This is a genomic window from Streptomyces pratensis (assembly GCF_016804005.1).
Taxonomy (GTDB): Bacteria; Actinomycetota; Actinomycetes; order Streptomycetales; family Streptomycetaceae; genus Streptomyces; species Streptomyces pratensis_A.
In genome coordinates, this window is record NZ_CP051486.1 from 3,956,388 (window position 1) to 3,975,980 (window position 19,593).

Sequence of the window (19,593 nt, forward strand, 5' to 3'; positions counted from 1 at the left end):
GGCTTGACGCCGATTCGTGGGCCGCATCGATGGTTGTCGGTGGTGCCGTGGATGATCGGGCGCATGACACACGGTTCCCGAGATGCCCTTCGTTCCCTCGCCCTGCAGCATCTGCCGCCCGAGGTTGCCGAGGCGTGGGCTGATCTGCTTCGGCCCGGCATGCGTCTCCAGGCGGCGGCCAATTCTGATGACGTGGTCGGGCAGCTCGGCGGACTCCCGGCGCTGCCTCCCGCCTCGGCGTGGCCGGTGTGGGATGGGCACGGCCCACTCTGCTTCGTCGCGTCGATCGAGTGCGCGCGTTTGCCGTGGGCTGCGCTGGACATCGATCTGCCCGCGGCGGGAACGTTGCTGTTCTTCTACTTCGACGGGCAGTTGGACGACGGTGACGCACTCGTTCTGGCCGAGGACCCGGAGAGCTGGGCGGGCGCCCGGGTGCTCCATGTGGCCGCCGACGAGAAGGCCGCGGAGCGTGGAACACCCGCCGGGCTCAAGCCGTACCCTGTGGTGCCGCTGACCGCCCAGGTGGAGATGACGGCGACCGAACCCTGGCATCCGAGCCTCCGGGACGCCTTCGCTCCAGGTGCCCCGCTCGGGAACCGGTACGACCATCCCGTGTGTTCGCAGGAGTTCCTCGACGCCTTGTGGGAGTTCGGGGACGAGGTGGGGCACCAGATCGGCGGCCATGCTCACTCGGTGCAGAACCCGGTCGAGATCGAGATCGCGGAGGCGGTCCTGGGCGGCCAGGCCTCCTGGGACGACCCCAGGCTGTCCGCGGAGGCGGGCAACTGGGTGCTCCTGGCCCAGTTCGACAGCGAGGACGCCGCGGGCATGATGTGGGGCGATGCCGGAGCACTGTACTGGCTGATCCGTCCGGAGGACCTGGCCGAGAGGCGCTTCGAGCGGGCGATGTTCACGTGGCAGTGCAGCTGATGACCGCCGAACCTACCGCCTGGAGTCCGGTACGTGCCGAGCCTGCCGGGTGAGGACGCTTCGCGGGCTGCCGCCGACGAGCCGGCCGCAATGGGTCACCGTCCGACTGCGGGTGCAAGTTCACGATCACTTCCGGTTTGCCGTCAAGCTTCGGGTACGGACAACCACACCTGGACCCCGAACCGGAGGGGGGCAGGTCCTTCGCTGCCTGTCCACAGCGGGTACGACCGAAGTCGCTCGAGCCGTTCTGCCGGAGTGAGCGGGTACGCCTGGCCCGTGCCCGTTGAGGGCGAGAGGCCACGGGCGACCCCGTGCCGCAGGTCCCTGCGCTGCGAGCATCTACACCTGGCACGGGCGAGGATCGGCAGTCGGACCCGCCAGGGCGAGGAATGGTTCCAGAAGGCCGAGCAGTGCGTCGGGGCGGTGCAGGGGGATGATGTGACCGCAGTCCTCGATGGTGTGACCGACGAGATGGTCGGCCACCGGCCGTAGCTGCTGCTCGAGTGCCCTGCCCACGGGGTGGGCCCCGATGGCCATGGTGGGTACGGTCAGCCGGCTCGTACGGACGGCTTCCTCGATCTGCATGGCACTGGAGGGCATCGCACGGTAGTACGAGAAAGCGCAGCGCAAGGCCTCGGTTCCGGTGTACGCGTGGACGAAGGCATCACGGACAGCGGGGTTCACGCCCCCTCCGAGGGTGCCGGCGTTGAGGAACCAGTCGATGTACTGCTCCTCGTGCCCGGGGAGCACGGATTCCGCGAGGCCGGGTTCCGCGTGGAAGCCGAACCACCACGGGGCTCCCCCGGCGAAGAATTCCTCACCGCCCGGCAAGGTGCCCAGGAGTGACTCCATCACCACGAGTTGTCGGACGAGGTCAGGGCGGCGCACGGCAAGCAGAAAGGCCGGCGGGGTGCCCGCGTCGATGCCGACCACGGCTGCGGAGTTCTCGCCGAGAGCGTCGAGGAGGGATTCGGCGTCGGTTGCGAGCGTGCCGGCGTCGTAGCCGCCTTCTGCCGGCGCGCTCGCACCGAATCCTCGCAGGTCCGGTGCGATCACGCGGTACTGCCCGGCGAGTCGGTCCAGGACATCGGTCCACAGCTGCCAAGTGTGCGGAAAGCCGTGGAGGAGCAGGACGGCCGGGCCCTCGCCGGTCAGGGCCACGTTGAGGTCGACGCCGTTGGCCCGCACTCGTCGGAGTTCGACGCCGGCTCGGTGAGGGGTGGACGTGCGGTTAGGTGCGACAGACACGGGGCTCTCCGGACAAGTGGTGGTTACCAAAGGTGACAACAGAACGCTAGGTGACTACCGTGACAGGGACAAGAACGCACTTCTGCCACAGGTGGTGAGCCCGAGGTGACCTCCTCGACTCGGCGGTCCCCTCGCGGGAACCGTGGAGATCTGCTGGATCCGCAGTGCCCGACCCGGCGTCTGCTCGACCGGATCGGCACGAAGTGGATGTCGATGGCCGTCAAAGTGCTGGCGGAGGCGTCTCCCGAGGAGGTGCGCTTCGCGGAACTGCAGCGCAGGATGACTGGCGTCTCGCAGAAGATGCTGTCGGTCACCCTCCAGGGGATGGCCCGCGATGGCCTGGTCATCCGCCGGGTGGAACCTTCCGTGCCGCCCCGTGTGCACTACCGGCTCACTCCACTCGGCCTGTCGCTGGAAGGGCCGCTGGCTGCGGTACGCGCGTGGGCCGAGGAGCACATGGCCGAGGTCGACCGAGCCAACCAGCGAAGCCGAGAACACACCACTGCCGACTGACAACCGCACGTCAGAAGGCGTAGTTGCCGGGTCGGGTCTTCAACCGCTCTACTCGCCCAGACCGGCGCCGAAGTGCGTGCGCTGCGGCTGCGCCACAGCCGACTGCTCGACGGTGGGACCCGGCCGCGTGGCCGGAGCCCACGCCCTCACTCACGGCAGATGTCTGTGCTTCTCGGGGAGAGGTGACCGGAATCCGCGGGCCCGGCGGGGACCGCTCCCCCGTCCCCGCCGAACGCGCCTGCCGCAGTGATCGGGACTGCGGCAGGGTGAGGGCGTGAACGCCTCACCGCCAACCCGTCCCTGCCTGCCGAGCTCGTCGGCCGACTGCTCGAAGTGGCGGACGCCGGGGCCGCCTGGGAGCCGGCGGAGCGCTCCGGCCTCGACGCGCCGCAGTTGACCGCCCTGGTTCGCCCGCCCCGGGACGGCCGCCCCGCCGGCAGGCGAGGGGCGGCTGTCCTCGAAGGAGATCGATGACATCGCACCCCGGATAGCGGCGCCGGCCCTTTCCGACGCAGAGGCGGGGCCACCGGAGGGGGCGCGGCCGTTCGCCGCGGACCGGGATGGCGCCCGCCTGTGAACCCGGCGGCTTCCCAGGGCTGCCGCCCGACGTGGTGGAGACGCCGATCGGCGCCCCGGACGTCGAAGTCGTCGCCGAACTCGCCTTTCGTCGCGACCCAGGCGGCCGCCGACACGGGTACGCCGCCCGCCTCCTGGAATCTCCGATCAGGCCCCCGCCCGGCCGGAAGGCCCTGCGAGCGGTCGTCCGGTCTACCGCAGCCGGGTCACGGCGGTGGAAGCCTGCCTCGACCACCGGCGTGCCGCCCTCCGGCCGCCCGGCACGAACCTCCCCGTGCGGGTGGTCATCGGGATCCTTGGCCGACGACGGCCACAGGCGGTTGAGGCGGTGGCGTCGAATCCATCGCCGCAGGTGGGGATGGAGAAGCGCATTCCCGGTGATCTTGCCCACTCCTCGACGGGCGCCCGCCGCCCGTATCCCAGAGATCTGTCTCACAATGTGGAGAGGGCGTTTGACATTAGATGAGCTTATGGTCAATAAAGGTGACGCTTTGGCCACTTATTCACACCCTGTTGCACAGGGACTGTGAGGGCTGCCCGCCTAGACGAATGAGTACTGCCGTGTCCCAGCCCGCCCCCGACCGCGCATCCACCGACCCCGCGGAGGTATGGGACGCCTGGCGTGCCGAGCGCCATCGCGCGCTCACGTCCCCGACCGGCAATCTCGCCCTGGTGGAAACCCGCTGGGCTCCTGCGGGCGAGGTCCCGGACGTGGCGGACGCGCGCGCGGGTCTGCCGGACACCGTGACCGTCACCACACTCCAGCGCACCGACCGGGTCACCGGCGAGGACGAGCACGGTCTGCGGTTCTGGGACGCCGACGCGCCGGCCATCCGCCACTTCGACCGGGTCGACGCCTTCCCCTACGACCCCACCTGGGTCCTGGAAGCCTCGTACACGCCCGTCGCCGATGCCCGGCGCATCGCCTTCGAGCACATCCGGGACAACGGCGGCAGCCGTGACCTGGTCGTCCCCGGAGACATCACGCTCACCGTCGACGGCCGCGCGTACACGCTCAGCGCCTTCGACGACGACGGCACCCTGCTGCTCGTCTTCGGCGACCCGACCAACGGCGACATCACCTACGGGGCCGGCCGCTTCCTCTTCGTGCGGCGTACGGACGACGGGAGCCGGGTCGTCCTCGACTTCAACCAGGCCTTCGTGCCGCCCTGCGGATTCTCCGATCAGTACAACTGTCCGATGCCGCCGCGGCAGAACCGCTTCCACCTGCCCGTCGAGGCCGGCGAGAAGCTCCCTGTCTTCCGCGACGGCTTCGACGCCCAGCACTGATCACCCCGCAGCTCCCCGCACGAAATGAGCCATCACCCCATGAGCACCAAGAAGAACGTCCTGTACGGCACCGCCTCCGCAGCCGCTCTCGCCCTGACCCTGACCGCCTGCGGCGGCTCCGGCGGGTCCAGCGCCTCGGGCGGCACCTGGGACAAGGACGCGGTCGTCAACATCGGCTCCCTCTACGAGCCGCAGAACCTCGACAACACCGCGGGCGGCGGCCAGGGTGTCACCGAGGCCCTCAACGGCAACGTCTACGAGGGCCTGTTCAGACTGACCGACGACGGCAAGGTCGAGAAGCTCCTCGCCCAGGACTACGAGACCAGTGCCGACGGCCTCACCTACACCTTCACCCTCCAGGACGGTGTGAAGTTCCACAGCGGCAAGGAACTCACCAGCGAGGATGTCAAGTACAGCCTGGAGAAGGTCCTCGCGGACGACTCCCAGTCCGCCCGTAAGAGCAACCTCGAAGTCGTCAAGGACATCGCCACCCCCGACAAGCGGACCGTGAAGATCACGCTGTCCAAGAAGTCGATCTCCTTCGTCTACAACCTCTCCTACGTCTGGATCATCAACTCCCAGGCGAAGGAACTGAAGACGACCGAGGACGGCACCGGCCCGTACACCCTGAACAAGTGGACCCGTGGTTCCGCGCTGAGCCTGAACCGCTTCGCCGGATACTGGGGCGACGCCGCCGCCAACAAGCAGGTCGTCTTCCACTACTACAAGGACGCCACGGCGCTGAACAACGCGCTGCTCACGAACGCCATCGACGTGGTCACGAGCGAGCAGTCGCCCGACGCCCTGGAGCAGTTCAAGAGCAACGGCAACTACAAGGTGAACGACGGCGACTCCACCACCAAGCTGCTGCTGGCGTTCAATGACAAGGCCAAGCCCTTCACCGACGTCAAGGTACGTCAGGCCGTCTCCGCCGCCATCGACGACAAGAAGCTCCTGGAGTCCGTCTGGGGCGGCTACGGCAAACAGATCGGCTCGATGGTGCCGCCCACCGACCCCTGGTACGAGGACCTCACCGACGTCGACGCCCACGACGTGAAGAAGGCCGAGAAGCTGCTCGCCGAGGCCGGTTACGCCAAGGGCTTCAGCTTCACCCTCGACACCCCCAACTACGACCCGCACCCGACGGCGGCGACCTTCATCAAGTCCCAGCTCGCCAAGGTCGGCATCACCGTCAAGATCAACACGATCACTCCGGACGAGTGGTACACGAAGGTCTACAAGAACCACGACTTCACGGCCACGCTCCAGGAACACGTCAACGACCGCGACCTGGTCTGGTACGGCAACCCCGACTTCTACTGGCAATACGACAACCCGCAGGTCACCAAGTGGGTGGAGCAGGCCGAGGAAGCCTCCAGCACCGCCGAGCAGACCGAGCTGCTCAAGAAGGTCAACCGGCAGACCGCCGAGGACGCCGCCAGCGACTGGCTGTACCTCTACCCGCAGATCGTGGTCGCGAACAACAAGATCTCCGGCTACCCGCTCAACGGCCTGAACTCCCAGTTCTTCGCCTACGACATCAAGAAGACGGGCTGATGGCTCGCTATCTGCTGCGCCGGCTCGCCTTCCTCGCCGTATCGCTGGCCCTGGCGAGCGTGGTGCTGTTCGTGCTGCTGCGCATGCTGCCCGGGGACCCGGCCAACGCGCTCACCGCGGTGGGCGCCAGCCCCGAGCAGATAGCAGCGGCACGTCACTCCATCGGTTCCGACCGCCCGCTGCCCGAACAGTTCACCCACTGGCTCGGGCAGCTGGCGAGCGGCGACCTCGGCACCTCGTTCGTCAGCTCGCTTCCCGTGGGACCCGAGGTCACCGCCCGGCTGGACGTCACCGTGCCGCTCACCCTGGCCGCGTTCGTCCTCGCCGTGCTGGTCGCCGTACCCGCCGGGTTCGTCGCCGCGTACAAGCGGCGCACCTGGTACGGCGCGCTGCTCAGCGGGGTGTCCCAACTGGGCATCGCGATACCCGTGTTCTGGCTCGGCATGATCCTCATCGCGGTGTTCGCGCTGAACGCGGGCTGGCTGCCCTCAGGCGGTTTCCCGCAGGACGGCTGGTCCGACCCGGCCGAGGCGTTCCGCGCCCTCGTCCTGCCGGTCGTGACCATCGCCCTCGTGATGAGCGCGTCCCTGATCCGCTACGTCCGCTCCGCCACCCTCGACGTGATCGGCAGCGACTACCTGCGGACCGCACGCGCCCTCGGCTCGTCCTTCGGCCGCGCCATGTGGCGGCACGGCCTGCGCAACGGCGCCGTGCCGGTGATCTCCGTCCTCGGCATCGAACTCGCCTCGACGCTGCTCGGCGCCGTCGTCGTGGAGTCCGTGTACGCGCTGCCGGGCCTCGGCTCGCTGCTCGCCACCGGCATCGCACAGCACGACTACCCGGTGATCCAGGGCGTGCTGTTCGTATCCACCCTCGCGGTGCTCCTGATCGGCTTCGTGGCCGACCTGGTCCAGCGGATCATCGATCCGCGGCTGCGCGGCCGACTCTCGGGAGGTGCCCGATGAGCGGCACGGACCTGCTCACCCCCACGAAGCCGCCCATGAAGCCCTCCGCGAAGCGGCGCTCGCGGCGCTCCGCCACCCTCGCCGTCGGGTGCGTACTGGCCGGTGTGATCGCCCTGCTGGCGGTGGTCTCGTTCTTCTGGCTGCCCTACGACGCCGAGGACACCTCCGGCGGGCGGCTCGCCGGGCCCGGCGGCGGTCACCCGCTCGGAACCGACAAGCTCGGGCGCGACCTGTTCACCCAGGTGATGACCGGTTCCCGCATCGCCGTCGAGGCAGGGCTGGGCTCGGTGACCATCGCCGCCGTCATCGGGGTCACCCTGGGTGTGCTCGCGGCGTTCGCACAGGGCTGGATCGACGACACGCTCTCGGCGTTCCTCGACATCCTCATCGCCTTCCCGACGCTGCTGCTGGCGATGCTCATCGTCGCCGCACGGTCGGCGACGCTCGGTTCGGCCGTCCTGGCGATCGGCCTGGCGCAGAGCGCGGTCGTGGCGCGGCTGGTACGCATTTTGGTCAAACGGGTCCTGGCCCAGGACTACATCACCGCCGCCCGTACCTCGGGCACCTCCTGGCCGCGTACGGTCCTCTCCCACGTCCTGCCCAACATCTGGCCCACACTGGTGGTCAACCTCGCCCTGCAGTTCGGCCTCGCCGTGCTCGCCGAGGCCGGGCTCTCCTACCTGGGACTCGGAGCGCCGCCGCCCAACGCGTCCTGGGGCCGCATGCTCCAGGAGGCCCAGGCCACCTTCACCACGGCGCCGGCCGGCGCCCTCGCACCCGGCATCCTGCTCGTACTGCTCGTCATCGGTGTGAACCTCGTCGCCGACGGCTTGCGTGACACCCTCGACCCGGCCACCCGGCGGAGGCGCACGTGACTCTCCTCGACGTACGCGGACTGACCGTCCACGCCCCCGACGGGCGGACCCTGGTCGACGACCTGTCCTTCGCGGTGTCCGGCGGTGAACGGCTCGGCCTCATCGGCGAATCCGGCTCCGGTAAGTCGCTGACCACGCTCGCCGTGCTCGGACTGCTGCCCGACGGCATGACTTCGGCCGGCAGCGTGGAGCTCGCCGGGACGCAGACAGTGGGCGCCGCCGAGAAACAACTCACCGCCGTACGCGGACGGGACGCGGCCGTGGTCTTCCAGGAGCCGCTGACCGCACTGGACCCGCTGATGCGGCTGGGCCGCCAGATCGCCGAGCCGCTGGCCCGCCGTACGGGCCTCAAGGGCAAGCAGCTCCGCGGGGCCGTGCACGGAGCCCTCGAACAGGTACGACTGCCTGATCCCGACCGCATCGCCCGCGCCTTCGCGCACGAGATCTCCGGCGGCCAGCGCCAGCGCGTCGCCCTCGCGATGGCGCTGGCCTGCGATCCGAAGCTGCTCATCGCCGACGAGCCCACCACCGCCCTGGACGTGTCCGTGCAGGCGGAGATGCTGGAGCTGATCGACAGCCTGGTGCGGGAACGGGAGATGGCCGTGCTGTTCGTCAGCCACGACCTCGCCGTCGTGGCCAGGGTCACCGACCGGGTGCTGGTCATGAAGGACGGCCGGGCCGTCGAGCAGGGCGCGGTCCACGACATCGTGCGCACACCACGCGAGGAGTACACCAGGGCTCTGGTCGCCAGTGCCCGGAAGCTGGAGTCCGCCTTGGACCTGAGGAGCCCGCGATGACACCCGTGCTGGAGCTGAAGGACGCCGCGGTGCGCTACCGGGGGGCCGCCGCCGACGTGGTGCGGGACGTGTCCCTCGCCGTCGAGGCGGGCGAGAGCCTCGCGCTGGTCGGCGAGTCCGGCGCGGGCAAGACCACGCTGCTGCGCCTGCTGCTGGGCCTGGCCCGCCCCACGGCCGGCACGGTCCGTTTCGACGGGGCGGACCTGAACCCGCGCGACCGCGAGCAGATGCGCCGCTTCCGGCGCAGCGTGCAGTGCGTCTTCCAGGACCCGTACTCCTCCCTCGATCCCAGCCGGAAGGTCGGCGCGATCGTCGCGGAACCGTTGCGCTCCCTCGGGCTCGCCACCCGGGCCACGGCGGCGCCCGAAGTGGCCGCGGCGCTGGAGCGCGTCGGCCTCCAGGCGGACGCCGTCGACCGCTACCCGCACGAGTTCTCCGGCGGCCAGCGCCAGCGCATCGCCATCGCCCGGGCCACGGTCTGCGACCCACGCGTCCTGCTGGCCGACGAACCGGTCAGTGCGCTGGACGTCACCACCCGGGTGAAGGTCGTCGACCTGCTGGCCGAACTGAAGGAGGAGCGGGGGCTGACGATGGTGATGGTCTCCCATGACCTGTCGGTCGTGGCCTCCTTGTGCGAGCGCACCGCCGTGCTGGAGCGCGGGCGGGTCGTCGAGCAGGGAACCACCTCCCAGGTGCTCGGTGAACCGGCACACTCCTATACCCGTCGGCTTATCGAGAGCGTTCCGCGGCTGCCCGTCTGACCTCCGGGCCACCTGCGCCCCGGGCCGCCACGAGCGAGGCTGCCCGGTGCTCCTGCGTCGTCGGCTCCAGATCGATGACCGGGGTGCCGGAGACCGCGTCGAGGACGTGGGCCACTCCGGAAGACCCGCGCCCGGTTGCCCCTCCGCCTTCCTCCCATGCTCGGCCCGCGCCCTCGGTGAGCTTCGACGATTTGTCGGCCGCAGGGGTGAGGCCGGGCGTCGGCCGGTCCTCCCATCGGCCGCGCCGGTTGCGCTCCTGGCAAGCCGGGGAGAACCGCCCACCAGGCCGGCGACCCCAGTGGTTCACCTCGTGTGGGCGGGAGCCGGCCCGGCGGGCACGTTCCTGGACGGCCGGACCGCCGCCCTCCATCTCATACCCCGAGCAGGGGAGCGGGTTCCGGTTCCCGGAGGCCCACCCCTTGGCTCCTCCGGCGTACCACGCCGGCGGCGTCCAGGCCCGAGGCCATCACGACGTGCCGGCTGGTGCCATCTCGAAGCAGTCGTACACCGGCTGGGGTCCGACACCGATCCGTAGAGGGCGAACCCTCACCTTCAGCCTCATTCCTGCCTGAATGGCGGACAGATCGCACTACACTCATGCCGCCCGCGCACCACGGAGGGGGCAGAGATGACAGACACCACGCACGCACCGGCAACCGAGCCGACCTTCGTCTGGACGGACCCGGCCGAGGAGGCCGTCTATCACCGGACCGTCGAGGCATGCCTGATCGATCCCCGCATCGCACGAAGACTGGAATCCCGCCCGGGTGTCACCGCTGACGGCGTGCGTGCGGCAATGACAACCGACGCGAACATCACCCGCGCTCTCCTCCCCTGCCTGGACACTCGCGCCAAGTACCGCGCCGCCGCAGACAAACTGGAAGCGGCCAGATCCGCCCTGGCCCAGGCCAGGGCGGATGTGGAATTCGACGTACGGTCGGTTCTCGTCTGGGGCTTAGCCGTCCTCATGGGCGCCGTCGCCATCGTCGGCCCTCGCTACTCGTCGCCGTCGTTCTGGCCGGCTGCCATCGCTCTCGGGGTCCTCGGCGTGATCCTCGGACTGCTTCTCGCCTGGACCTTGAGCTCTGAGCGCTCCGAGGAAAACCTCGAGAACCAGTTCGAACTGCTGGAGAATCTTCTCGCTCTCAAACCACGAGAGCTGAGCGCCAGAATCGAACTGAAGCGCTGGAAGAACGACCTCCGGCAGAACGGTACCCACCCCGTCGTCCTTCTTGTCATCGAGGCGCTGCTCGGCGACGACCCGCACTCCGTCCTGCAGCCCGACAACTACGAGGGGCTGCGGGCGGCGCAGGGCAGCGGATACGTGGTAACCAGCAGCGCCACACGGGAGCTGGAACGAAAACTGTCGATCCTCGAAGGCGGCACCATCGCGGTGTGCGGGCCGCGCGGATCCGGCAAGACAACACTGCTCGCGCACGCAGTCGCCGAAGGCGACTTCAAGGTCTCCGCCCACGTCCCCGCCACGTACACCCCGCACGACTTCCTGCTCTCCCTCTTCAGCGATGTGTGTGAGGAATACATCAAGCGGGCAGGATTCGAACCACCCGCGTTCACCAGGCTCTCCGGCCTCGTGAGAGGCATGCGCAAAGTCCGCCGAGCCCTGCGTACCTTCAGGCGCCGGATCTTCTTCGCTCTGCCCGCCGCCGCCCTGATCGTCCTCGGCTCATTCGCCACCGCACGGTCCCTCTGGCTCACGTATGACGACACGATCCACTCCGGCGTCAACGCAGTGACCCGATGGACCACCCACCATGTTCTTGACATCTGGCAGGGCAACAATCTGGGCGCCGGCCTCCTGATCACCCTCGCCGGCCCGTTCATCTGGCAGGTCCGGCGCTCGGCCCGATGGCGCCGCCACCTGCGCGCGCTGCCTCGCACGTTCCTGCGGACCCTGGCCTTGTGTCTGATCGCCGCGGCCTTCATCTCCATCCCGATGGATGCCGAACTACGGCGCCACACAGAAACGTTGCTCGAGCAGGGCAGCCCGTTCCTGCTGGCCGAACTGCTGCTGCTGATAGCGTTCCTGGCTCTCCTTCTCACGGGCTACGTGAAGAAGAACGTCCGGCTCGGCAAGCGGACTTTCCCCGCGCGGCGTCTCTTCTCCCCCGCGGCCCTGTGCTGTCTCGCCGGCTTCGTCGAACTCTTCCGCCGTAACGACGAAGCCGTCGCCATGTTCCTCGACCAGGACAATCCGACCCGCTTGCTCTGCTTCACCGTCGGGATGCTGCCCCTGAGTATCGCCCGGCGTGCCAAAGGCCGCGAGCCGGCACTTGTCACGCGGTGCCGCGACCAGCTCTACCACCTCAAGACGGTCCAGACCACGTCCGCCGCCGTCACTCCGGGTGCCTCACAGATCGCCGCCCTGGCCGGCACCCACACGTCCGCACTCTCCACGATCCCTTCGAAATTTCCCGAGCTGGTCGGCGAGTTCCGCGAGCTGCTGGCCCACATCGCCGAACAGGTCCTCGAAGAGGGCCACCGCACCATGATCGCTCTCGACGAACTCGACCGACTCGGCTCCGACGTTCAGGCACGCGCGTTTCTCAGCGAGATCAAGGCCATCCTGGGCGTCCCCCACGTGTACTACCTGATCTCGGTCGCCGAAGACGTGGGCGCCGCCTTCGTCCGCCGTGGCCTGCCCCACCGCGACGCCACCGACAGCTCCCTCGACGACATCGTGCACGTCCAGCCATGCGACCTCGACGAATCACGTGCCCTCATGGACCGGCGTGCCCCTGGCCTGACACCGCCCTACGTCTTGCTCGCCCATGCCCTCTCCGGCGGCATCCCGCGCGATCTCATCCGCTACGGGCGCCGCATCATGGAAATGCGTGAACGCACCAGCTCACTCGAACTCACGGACATCTCCCGCCGTCTCATCCTCGAGGAACTGTCCGACACCCTCGCCGGATACCGCACCCTCCTGGCCAAACAGCAGTGGACAGCCGAGAACGCCGGCATGCTCAACAACTACCGCGAGCTCACAGCCCAACTACGCGTCGCATGCGTCTGCCACACCGACACCGTGACCCGGACCCTGGAGAGGTTCTCCGCCCAGCCCGCGCCCGGTGCCACCCCCTCGGCACCGCTGCCCGAGGACATCACCCACCTCTGCCACGAGGCGTCCGTCTACGCGTACTACGCATTGACGCTTCTCCAGATCTTCAGTGCCCCCGCCTTCGACCAACGCAGCAGCCAGGCCGAGGTCAACGGGCCGGCCGGAGACCCCCAATGCCTGGCCGAAGCACGACTTGAGCTGACCGTCTCGTCCTACAGCGCACGCCCGCTTGTCAGCGACGTACGCCGAGCGTGGAGCTTGCCACCCGTCACAGCCCTCGCCCTGACAGCCACCATCCCAGCACCCCGCCTGCGCCCCTGCCCACTGCACCCCGAGCCCTGACCCGCCGGCTCGGCGACGAACCGGCGTCTGCCGCCGCGAGCCGGCCCGTCCGGTCCTGGACCTGGCTGCCGCTCGTGCCTTCTCGGAGTCACGGCCGTGGGCGCGGCACCCACCGCCGTTCGGGATGCGTCCGGCCTTCTTCACGTCGACGTGGACCATGTGGCCGGGATGTTTGCCACGATCGTTTTCGGCGCGCGGTTCATATCGCCGTCGGGGGCGATGCTTGCGTCGGTTCAGCCCGAGGTGTGCGAGCAGCCTGGTGACGGTGCGGCGGCTGACGATGATGCCCATTTCCTCGACTTCGAGGGTGATCCGTGACGCCCGCCACCCGCACTCCCGTCGTATTGCCTCGATTCGCTGCACGATGTCGGCGCTGGTCGCGCTCGCACGGAGAGGGGCGCGTTGGCGTGGGTCATAGTTTGCCCACGAAGAAGCTGGTGCCGGCGACTGCAAGTAGCAGGTAGCCGCCCGGGAAGGCGATGTTATGAAGAACTCGTGCGCGGACGTGAGCCAGGACTGCGCCGATGAAGAACGCAGTCAAGCCGATTCCTGCCGCCAGGCCCAGCCAGTGGACCCCGACGAGCCCCATGAGAAGGCCGGCAGCGCCCGCGAGTTTGAGGGTCGCCAGGTACGGCACGGCAGCTGGCGGGAGCTGGACCTCTGCGGAGTTCGCCAGCACGAACGGTGCCCGCGCGAAGTCCGCGATCGCGATGAACGCGTTCGCGACGACGCACCCGACAGTGGCGATGATCAGTACGCAGCTCACGAGTTGCACGACCCCACGGTGGGGGACGGTTCTGGTAGGACCGGCGCACCCCCGGCGCGGCTGGTCAGGTCTTGCAGCCGCGCGGCTTGCGGCAGTCCCACCAAAGGATTCTCTGCTGCTTCCTCCCTCTCGAGGGCCAGGATGAAGTCCTGCCCAGACTCATGGGAGTACGGCGTGCAGACCACGCCCTGGGGCGATACCGCGTGGAGGGCGGCGAACACCCTCGCACGTTGCGACCGGACCTCGGCAGCTGTGCCGCTGTAGGTGCGGAACCGCACCAGCGATAGGCTCATGACGGTGTCATCTCCTCGGGATGCGAACAGGAATGGGTTGAACCGACCGTCCTGACGTCCGCAAGCCCGGAAAGGTGACACCCATGCCGATCACGGTCGAAGAATTCGAGACCGCACGACCGCATCTACTGTCGGCTGCCCACCGCATGCTCGGCTCGGCTCATGACGCCCAAGATGCCGTCCAAACGGCATGGGTGCGGGTCATGACTGCCCGACTCGCACCATCGATTGAGAACCCGTCAGCCTGGCTCACGACTGTCACCGCCAGGGTATGCCTGGACGAGCTGCGGGCCCGACGCCGTCGCAACGAAGCGCCGCTGCTCGCGGACGCCATCCCGGCCGCAGAACTGGCCGCGGACGAAGCGATCCTCCGCACGGAGGACGTCTCCCGGGCGCTCATGGTGTTGTTGAGCCGGTTGACCCCACCCCAACGGGTCGCGTACGTCCTGCATGACCTGTTCTCCATGCCGTTCGACCAGATTGCGCACGTACTGGGCGGGACAGTGCCCAGTGCCAAGAAACACGCCAGCAGAGCCCGACAACGCCTCGACAGCGCCCAGCACGCCTCGGAGCGGAGCAGTCAACCGGACCAGCAGATCGTCGAAGCGTTCCTGGCAGCAGCCCAAACGGGGGATACGCGCAGAATGATCCAGCTGCTCGCGCCCGACAGCGTCCGCGACGCCGACGCTGCGCTCCTGCCTCGCGGAGCCCGCACCGCCGTCACCGGTGCTGTCGACATTGCCACCGAGGCCGTGCACTTCCGTGATCGCATTGGGTCGGCCTGCAGACTCACTGTCAACAACAAGCCGGTGTACCTCATCGCCCCGGGAGGACATCCCCTCGCCACGATCGAGATCAGCACAGCCAATCAGAAGGTCACGAGAATCTCGCTGCGATCGGCCCTGACCCACGACCACTTTGCGGCAGCTCCGCCGTCAACAACCTCCTGACCCGCAACATCTAGGCGGCCCCGGCAGCGTCCTGGGACCGTCGCACGACGGCCGCTCCGCGCAGTGCGACCGCGCACCAGACGATGACCAGGAGCAGCGCGGCCGCGGCCAGGCCCGCGGCTTCGAGGGGCTCCGGCCGCCAGCCCAGGGACAGCCGGGTGCCGATCATGACGGAGCCGAGGAGGACCTCCGACGGGGAGTAGACCGGCACCTTGGCCGCCACGAGCCGCAGGATGACGCCCAACCCCAGGCCGATCACGGCCCAGGCGAGCAGATAGGGCCAGAGCGCTCCCGGCGCGGCGGGCGGCAGGCCGTACTCCTCCGGGCCGATGCGGAAGAGGGCTCCCAACCACCCCAACGTCACTCCGGCGGCGGTGACGAGCACCGCCCACAGCACATGGCGCCGGAGCGGGCCGGACCGCACCCGCTCGTCCTCGTGCTCGTCCTGGGTGTCGACGGGGTTCGTGGTCTCAGGAAGATCCATCACACCCGATGAGACGCTCACCTGCCGCCGAACGTTGCGTCGCGGGCAGTCGAGACCCGTCTGGCTGCGGGTGGCCCGGCCGGCCTGATCCCCCAGGGCCTTGCGGCCTCCGCCGTCCGGAATCCGGCCGAGCTCGATCACCTCGCTCACGCACCGTCGACGAGGCTGGAATCAAGATGCTCCGGATCGACGTGCCTGGAGAATGCGGCATGAAGCAGACGGTTGAGCTTCTGATCGAGACTGCGTGTGAGCGAAGGATAGGTGTGTCCGCCCAAGTGCCTGTGTTCGAAAACCGTTCGAAAGTCCCGGCCGAACACCGGAGCAGCAGCATGGAACACATCCGCTTCCCTCTCCCCGAGCGTCTGAAGTACGGGAACATCGACAGGCCGGGCCTTCTCGAATATTCCGGCGCGCTCATGGGCGGGTGAGCGCCAGGCGGACATGGCGATGAAGAACCGTGCATCACCCAGTCCCACATCACGTCCCAGGGCCTGACAGTGCAGAGCGGCAGAGGCAACAGCGGCACCTTCACCGAATCCGGCGACGCCGGAGAAAGGACCATGCTCCTCCGCAACCGTTCTGAGGTACTGGAGGACCGAGCTCAAAGCCCTCTCAGGATCAGCACTTTCGGAAGCGACGGGAATCCCGTGGTACCGGTCCCACAGCTCCGAAGAACCAGCTTTCCACTCCCGATAGGTTCCCGCGACATCATAGAGACCCGCCTCGACCAGAGAGTCCAGGCCCCGAATTTTCAGTTCCTCCGCACCGGAGAACGCCGGCATAGCATAAGGAGCATCGGGAATCACGAACTCAAGATCTTCGCGCCTTGTCCAGCCGGCCCTTTTCAGCATGGCTCGCGAAAGACGCCCGTCGGTCCCCCGCCCCGGAAGGAAAAGCACCCTGTGCCGGCGCGGCACGAAAATGCTCACCGAGCCGAAGTCGTCGTGCTCGAAACGTCGTTCCACGGGGAACGCGGGGTCCCGTCGGTGAAGCAGCGACATCGTCGGAGACATCACACCCCAAAGCCCCTCCTGCCCGTCCCCGGAATCGCCCATCAACGCTGAGTAGGCTCGCCACTCCGCCTCTCTCTCCTTCTGGAAGCGGTCGAACGGGCAGAGCTCGACGGTCCGCGAAGCAACGTTCTTCTTCGCGCGCTCTATGAAGTCCCACAACTCCACGAGCAACCGCTCGGAGGACGACCTCTCCGGGGCTCCGACCGCGATCCTGTCGAACAGTGCCTTCAGTTCGCCGGGGTTGTCCCGAAAATGCAGGTAGGCTTCGGCGAACGCCTGAAGGAAGAAGACGTAACTCGAGCAGAGCAGGGATTTCGCCTTTCGAGGGATCTGCGCACCGTCGTTGTAGGTGAACAGGTTGGGGTCTCCGTCGACCCAGAACCCCTCGACCTTGCTGTCTTCGCCGAAGATCTTCGCCAGGACGTTCCGGTCCGTACGCGATCCGAGGCATTTGACCAACACATCGGCCTCCACCTCCTCTCCGCTCTCGGTGAAGACCGAGCGACCCGAGACAGAAGCGATCTCGCTCTCCAGGACGGTGACCTTTCCGAGCGCCTGCGCCAGGAAGTAGACATCGGAGGCCGCAGGAACAGTCGACTGGTCCAGCACGAAATCCCCGTCCTCCTCCTGAGAGAGTGAGGGAAGGGACTCGATGTCGATGCCGCAGAGGTCATAGAAGGGACGCATGATGTCGACGACATCGTTGAGCGGTGTCGCCCCTTCACTCGAATTGATCACCCAGTTGCAGAGAGTGGACACGACCAGGTTGCGTCGCCGACAAATGATCGTCACATGTCGCGCACCGTTCTCCAGGGCAGTTCGCATGTTCTCCAAGGCGAATGCACCGTGCCCGACAATCACTACCGCTGCGTCGTTGAACTTTTCCGGGGGCGTGTCGTCGGCAACCCCCAGTCCGACATGCCCTGCAAAGAGGTGCTCTTCGCGGAATCGATGCAGCACCGGCCGATGGAGCCCGCCGGTGAGTGCCGCCACACCTGAGACCCTGACGGACCCGGCGACGCCTCCCTGAAGATATGCAACCTCGTATTCCTGTTCTCGCACCTTCCTGACGGAAAGCACTTCACAGTTGAAGCGAATCGGCTCCTTCAGTTCGGACGAGACGGAGTTCGCCTGTTGGAGAACCTCGTCCCTGCCCGGAAAAACAGCCCCCCATCGGTGGTCGCCGTGTACCGATGGCGACGCACTGTCGAAACTGTATGCCGGGGAGTCGATCTGAACCTTGGAATCCGTGTTGGCAAGGGAGCTCCACACACCGCCGACACGATCCCGCTTCTCCATGACGATTGCTGCGATGCCCATTCTTTCGAGCCGCCGGGCGAAGCCGAGACCACCCAGGCCCGCCCCTATGACCAGAATCGGCAGAGTCGGAGAGGCGGGCGCCCGCGACACATCAGATGTCCGCGATGCCGGCTTCCGCGGCACCGGCCTACGTGACATGAGCTCCTGCGGCACCGGCTCACGTGACGCGGGACCTTGCGGTACCTGCTTCCGTGACACGGGATCCTGTCGAGCAGGCCGAGCCTCGCCAGATCGAGCCAGCATCCGCGTCTGCTCGAAGACATACTCCACCAGGGAGCGGATGTCTGCCGCCTCCTCGGGGAACGGCGTCGGCAGGACGACTCCGAGGTCGGACGCGATCCTGTTTCGCAGCAGTACGCTGCCCAGCGAGTCCAAACCGGATTCCGACAGTATCGAGTTGTCTTCGATCTGCCTTCCGACAGCTTCCCGGGCCGCCATGCGGACGACCTGCCGCACATCTCCCAGCTCCGGTACCGGTGAATCGGTTTTCCGCCGGGCCGTGAAGCGTGACAGGAAGCTGTTCGCGAGCGACAGCGTGTCCCAGTCCACAGGGGAAACGCAGACCGCTCCCCGTTCGGGCCCGGCGAGCAACCGGTCCAACGCCGCGACCCCGAGACCGTTGTCGATCGCGCCGTAACCCGAGCCCCTAGCACGCTCGACCGCGTTGTGACGCACCGCGATGCCGGAATCGGACCACGTGCCCCATTGGATCGAGAGGGCGGGCTCACCCCGCAGCGACCAGGACTCGGCCAACGCGTCGATCGTCGCGTTCGCCGCGGCATAACTGGCCTGACCAACAGCCCCGAAGACCGACGCAGCCGAGGAGAACATCACCAGAAAGTCCGTCGGGGCAAAGACGTTCCGCAGATTCTTCGCGCCGTCGACCTTGGCCCCGTACGTCTGCTTCAGCTTCGGCTCCGACTGATTCGCCACAACACCGTCGGCCAGGACACCCGCGGTGTGGACCACCCCGGCCACCGGCGGCATACCGGCTTGCGTCATGGCGTCCTGCGCGCGACGCACACTCCGCAGGTCGCTGACGTCACACGTCACAGGCTCGACCCGAGCGGACCGCCGCAACTCCGCGACCTCGGGCGGCACAGGAGCTCCCGCACGCGCCGACCGGGACAGCAGCGCCACATGCCGCGCCCCTCGGTCCACCAGGAACCCTGCCGCCACCAGACCCAGGGCACCCGAACCACCACTCACCACGTACGTCACATCCGGGCGAGCGGCGAACCCTTCGTCGCCAGGAGTGTGCCGTCGCAGTCTCGGCACCTGGAGGACACCGCTCGGGGTGAACCGGTGGTCGCCCTCCAGACGGTCGCTCCGACTGAGAGTCAACGCTCGTGGGAGCTGCTCCCTCGATGCCTCGATGCAGTGGACCGAAAGGTCGGGCCGCTCCAGCCTGACAGTCCGGCAAAGCCCCCACAACCCCGCGTCGTCGACCGCACCCGGCGCCGGCAGGAAGACGACCCTGGCCGGGGACGAGCGCGCTCCCCCCGAGCAGGCTTGCAGAACTCGAAGCCCCGACGACACATCGGCCTCTCGCCCTTCACTCAGAACCGCGACGCAGCCCCAGGCCTGCTCGGCGAGTACGTCGCTCAGCGAATCCGGGCCACGGACAACGCGGCTGACCCACCCGTCCGGCAGGTCGGCGTCGACGTCGACGTCCGAAGACGACAGCAGCAGATGTGAACCCGGCAACGAAACCCCTGAGGCCCCCTCTGCCTCCACCCATACCGTCGAGTAGAAACAGTCGGCGACCGCAGAGTAAGGCGCCCCACTGATCATATCGGCACTCCCTGTTCACACAATGTCGGCAGAGGTCTAT

At 67.9% G+C, this 19,593-nt stretch carries 15 protein-coding genes and 1 pseudogene; 11 read left to right on the top strand and 5 right to left on the bottom strand.

The window, feature by feature from the left end:
• Positions 1–63: 63 nt before the first annotated feature.
• Positions 64–930: a YwqG family protein gene (locus HED23_RS16110; protein WP_203184089.1), complete on the top strand. Its 867-nt coding sequence runs from the start codon at positions 64–66 to the stop codon at positions 928–930.
• A 339-nt stretch (positions 931–1,269) separates the two neighbouring features.
• Here HED23_RS16110 and HED23_RS16115 read toward each other — a convergent pair whose 3' ends face one another.
• Positions 1,270–2,178: an alpha/beta fold hydrolase gene (locus tag HED23_RS16115; protein WP_203184090.1), complete on the bottom strand. Its 909-nt coding sequence runs from the start codon at positions 2,176–2,178 to the stop codon at positions 1,270–1,272.
• Positions 2,179–2,283: 105 nt separating this feature from the next.
• Here HED23_RS16115 and HED23_RS16120 point away from each other — a divergent pair, with 105 nt between their 5' ends.
• From HED23_RS16120 to HED23_RS36100, 9 genes are all read left to right on the top strand, one after another.
• On the top strand, positions 2,284–2,691 hold the full coding sequence (locus HED23_RS16120; protein WP_203184091.1) for a winged helix-turn-helix transcriptional regulator: 408 nt from the start codon (positions 2,284–2,286) through the stop codon (positions 2,689–2,691).
• A 1,125-nt stretch (positions 2,692–3,816) separates the two neighbouring features.
• Positions 3,817–4,557, top strand: coding sequence for a DUF1684 domain-containing protein (locus tag HED23_RS16125; RefSeq protein ID WP_203184092.1), 741 nt, complete (start codon positions 3,817–3,819; stop codon positions 4,555–4,557).
• Between the two features lie 39 nt (positions 4,558–4,596).
• Positions 4,597–6,114, top strand: coding sequence for an ABC transporter substrate-binding protein (locus tag HED23_RS16130; protein WP_203184093.1), 1,518 nt, complete (start codon positions 4,597–4,599; stop codon positions 6,112–6,114).
• Positions 6,114–7,079 (top strand): ABC transporter permease, encoded by a 966-nt coding sequence (locus HED23_RS16135; protein WP_203184094.1) that lies wholly within the window; start codon positions 6,114–6,116, stop codon positions 7,077–7,079. Before HED23_RS16130 ends, HED23_RS16135 begins: the two co-directional genes overlap by 1 nt.
• The gene (locus HED23_RS16140) at positions 7,076–7,954 is read left to right on the top strand and encodes an ABC transporter permease (RefSeq protein ID WP_203184095.1); all 879 of its coding nucleotides are present in this window, start codon (positions 7,076–7,078) and stop codon (positions 7,952–7,954) included. Before HED23_RS16135 ends, HED23_RS16140 begins: the two co-directional genes overlap by 4 nt.
• The gene (locus HED23_RS16145; protein ID WP_203184096.1) at positions 7,951–8,751 is read left to right on the top strand and encodes an ATP-binding cassette domain-containing protein; all 801 of its coding nucleotides are present in this window, start codon (positions 7,951–7,953) and stop codon (positions 8,749–8,751) included. The genes HED23_RS16140 and HED23_RS16145 overlap by 4 nt, the downstream gene beginning before the upstream one ends.
• The gene (locus HED23_RS16150; protein ID WP_203184097.1) at positions 8,748–9,512 is read left to right on the top strand and encodes an ABC transporter ATP-binding protein; all 765 of its coding nucleotides are present in this window, start codon (positions 8,748–8,750) and stop codon (positions 9,510–9,512) included. The genes HED23_RS16145 and HED23_RS16150 overlap by 4 nt, the downstream gene beginning before the upstream one ends.
• A gap of 628 nt (positions 9,513–10,140) precedes the next feature.
• On the top strand, positions 10,141–12,933 hold the full coding sequence (locus tag HED23_RS16155; RefSeq protein WP_203184098.1) for a hypothetical protein: 2,793 nt from the start codon (positions 10,141–10,143) through the stop codon (positions 12,931–12,933).
• Between the two features lie 96 nt (positions 12,934–13,029).
• Positions 13,030–13,251 carry a hypothetical protein gene (locus HED23_RS36100; protein ID WP_203184099.1) on the top strand — a complete coding sequence of 74 codons (222 nt, stop codon included), beginning with the start codon at positions 13,030–13,032 and terminating at the stop codon, positions 13,249–13,251.
• A gap of 94 nt (positions 13,252–13,345) precedes the next feature.
• Here the strand turns inward: HED23_RS36100 and HED23_RS16165 are convergent, their stop codons facing one another.
• Positions 13,346–13,699 carry a DoxX family protein gene (locus HED23_RS16165; RefSeq protein WP_203187512.1) on the bottom strand — a complete coding sequence of 118 codons (354 nt, stop codon included), beginning with the start codon at positions 13,697–13,699 and terminating at the stop codon, positions 13,346–13,348.
• 376 nt (positions 13,700–14,075) lie between these two features.
• Here HED23_RS16165 and HED23_RS16170 point away from each other — a divergent pair, with 376 nt between their 5' ends.
• Positions 14,076–14,942 carry a sigma-70 family RNA polymerase sigma factor gene (locus HED23_RS16170; protein WP_203184100.1) on the top strand — a complete coding sequence of 289 codons (867 nt, stop codon included), beginning with the start codon at positions 14,076–14,078 and terminating at the stop codon, positions 14,940–14,942.
• A gap of 10 nt (positions 14,943–14,952) precedes the next feature.
• On the opposite strand, the gene HED23_RS16175 is transcribed toward HED23_RS16170, so the two are convergent.
• From HED23_RS16175 to HED23_RS16185, 3 genes and pseudogenes are all read right to left on the bottom strand, one after another.
• On the bottom strand, positions 14,953–15,426 hold the full coding sequence (locus HED23_RS16175) for a hypothetical protein (protein WP_203187513.1): 474 nt from the start codon (positions 15,424–15,426) through the stop codon (positions 14,953–14,955).
• 48 nt (positions 15,427–15,474) lie between these two features.
• Positions 15,475–15,570 (bottom strand): annotated as a pseudogene (locus tag HED23_RS16180) (IS481 family transposase); the annotation flags it as partial.
• Positions 15,571–15,572: 2 nt separating this feature from the next.
• Positions 15,573–19,553 (bottom strand): SDR family NAD(P)-dependent oxidoreductase, encoded by a 3,981-nt coding sequence (locus HED23_RS16185; protein WP_203184101.1) that lies wholly within the window; start codon positions 19,551–19,553, stop codon positions 15,573–15,575.
• Positions 19,554–19,593: the final 40 nt, after the last annotated feature.

Excerpts from the sequence above, each read along its gene's own strand:
- HED23_RS16110 (WP_203184089.1), top strand. The coding sequence starts at position 64 with ATGACACACGGTTCCCGAGATGCCCTTCGTTCCCTCGCCCTGCAGCAT.
- HED23_RS16125 (WP_203184092.1), top strand. The coding sequence starts at position 3,817 with ATGAGTACTGCCGTGTCCCAGCCCGCCCCCGACCGCGCATCCACCGAC.
- HED23_RS16130 (WP_203184093.1), top strand. The coding sequence starts at position 4,597 with ATGAGCACCAAGAAGAACGTCCTGTACGGCACCGCCTCCGCAGCCGCT.
- HED23_RS16135 (WP_203184094.1), top strand. The coding sequence starts at position 6,114 with ATGGCTCGCTATCTGCTGCGCCGGCTCGCCTTCCTCGCCGTATCGCTG.
- HED23_RS16140 (WP_203184095.1), top strand. The coding sequence starts at position 7,076 with ATGAGCGGCACGGACCTGCTCACCCCCACGAAGCCGCCCATGAAGCCC.
- HED23_RS16150 (WP_203184097.1), top strand. The coding sequence starts at position 8,748 with ATGACACCCGTGCTGGAGCTGAAGGACGCCGCGGTGCGCTACCGGGGG.
- HED23_RS16155 (WP_203184098.1), top strand. The coding sequence starts at position 10,141 with ATGACAGACACCACGCACGCACCGGCAACCGAGCCGACCTTCGTCTGG.
- HED23_RS16170 (WP_203184100.1), top strand. The coding sequence starts at position 14,076 with ATGCCGATCACGGTCGAAGAATTCGAGACCGCACGACCGCATCTACTG.
- HED23_RS16175 (WP_203187513.1), bottom strand. The coding sequence starts at position 15,426 with ATGGATCTTCCTGAGACCACGAACCCCGTCGACACCCAGGACGAGCAC.
- HED23_RS16185 (WP_203184101.1), bottom strand. The coding sequence starts at position 19,553 with ATGATCAGTGGGGCGCCTTACTCTGCGGTCGCCGACTGTTTCTACTCG.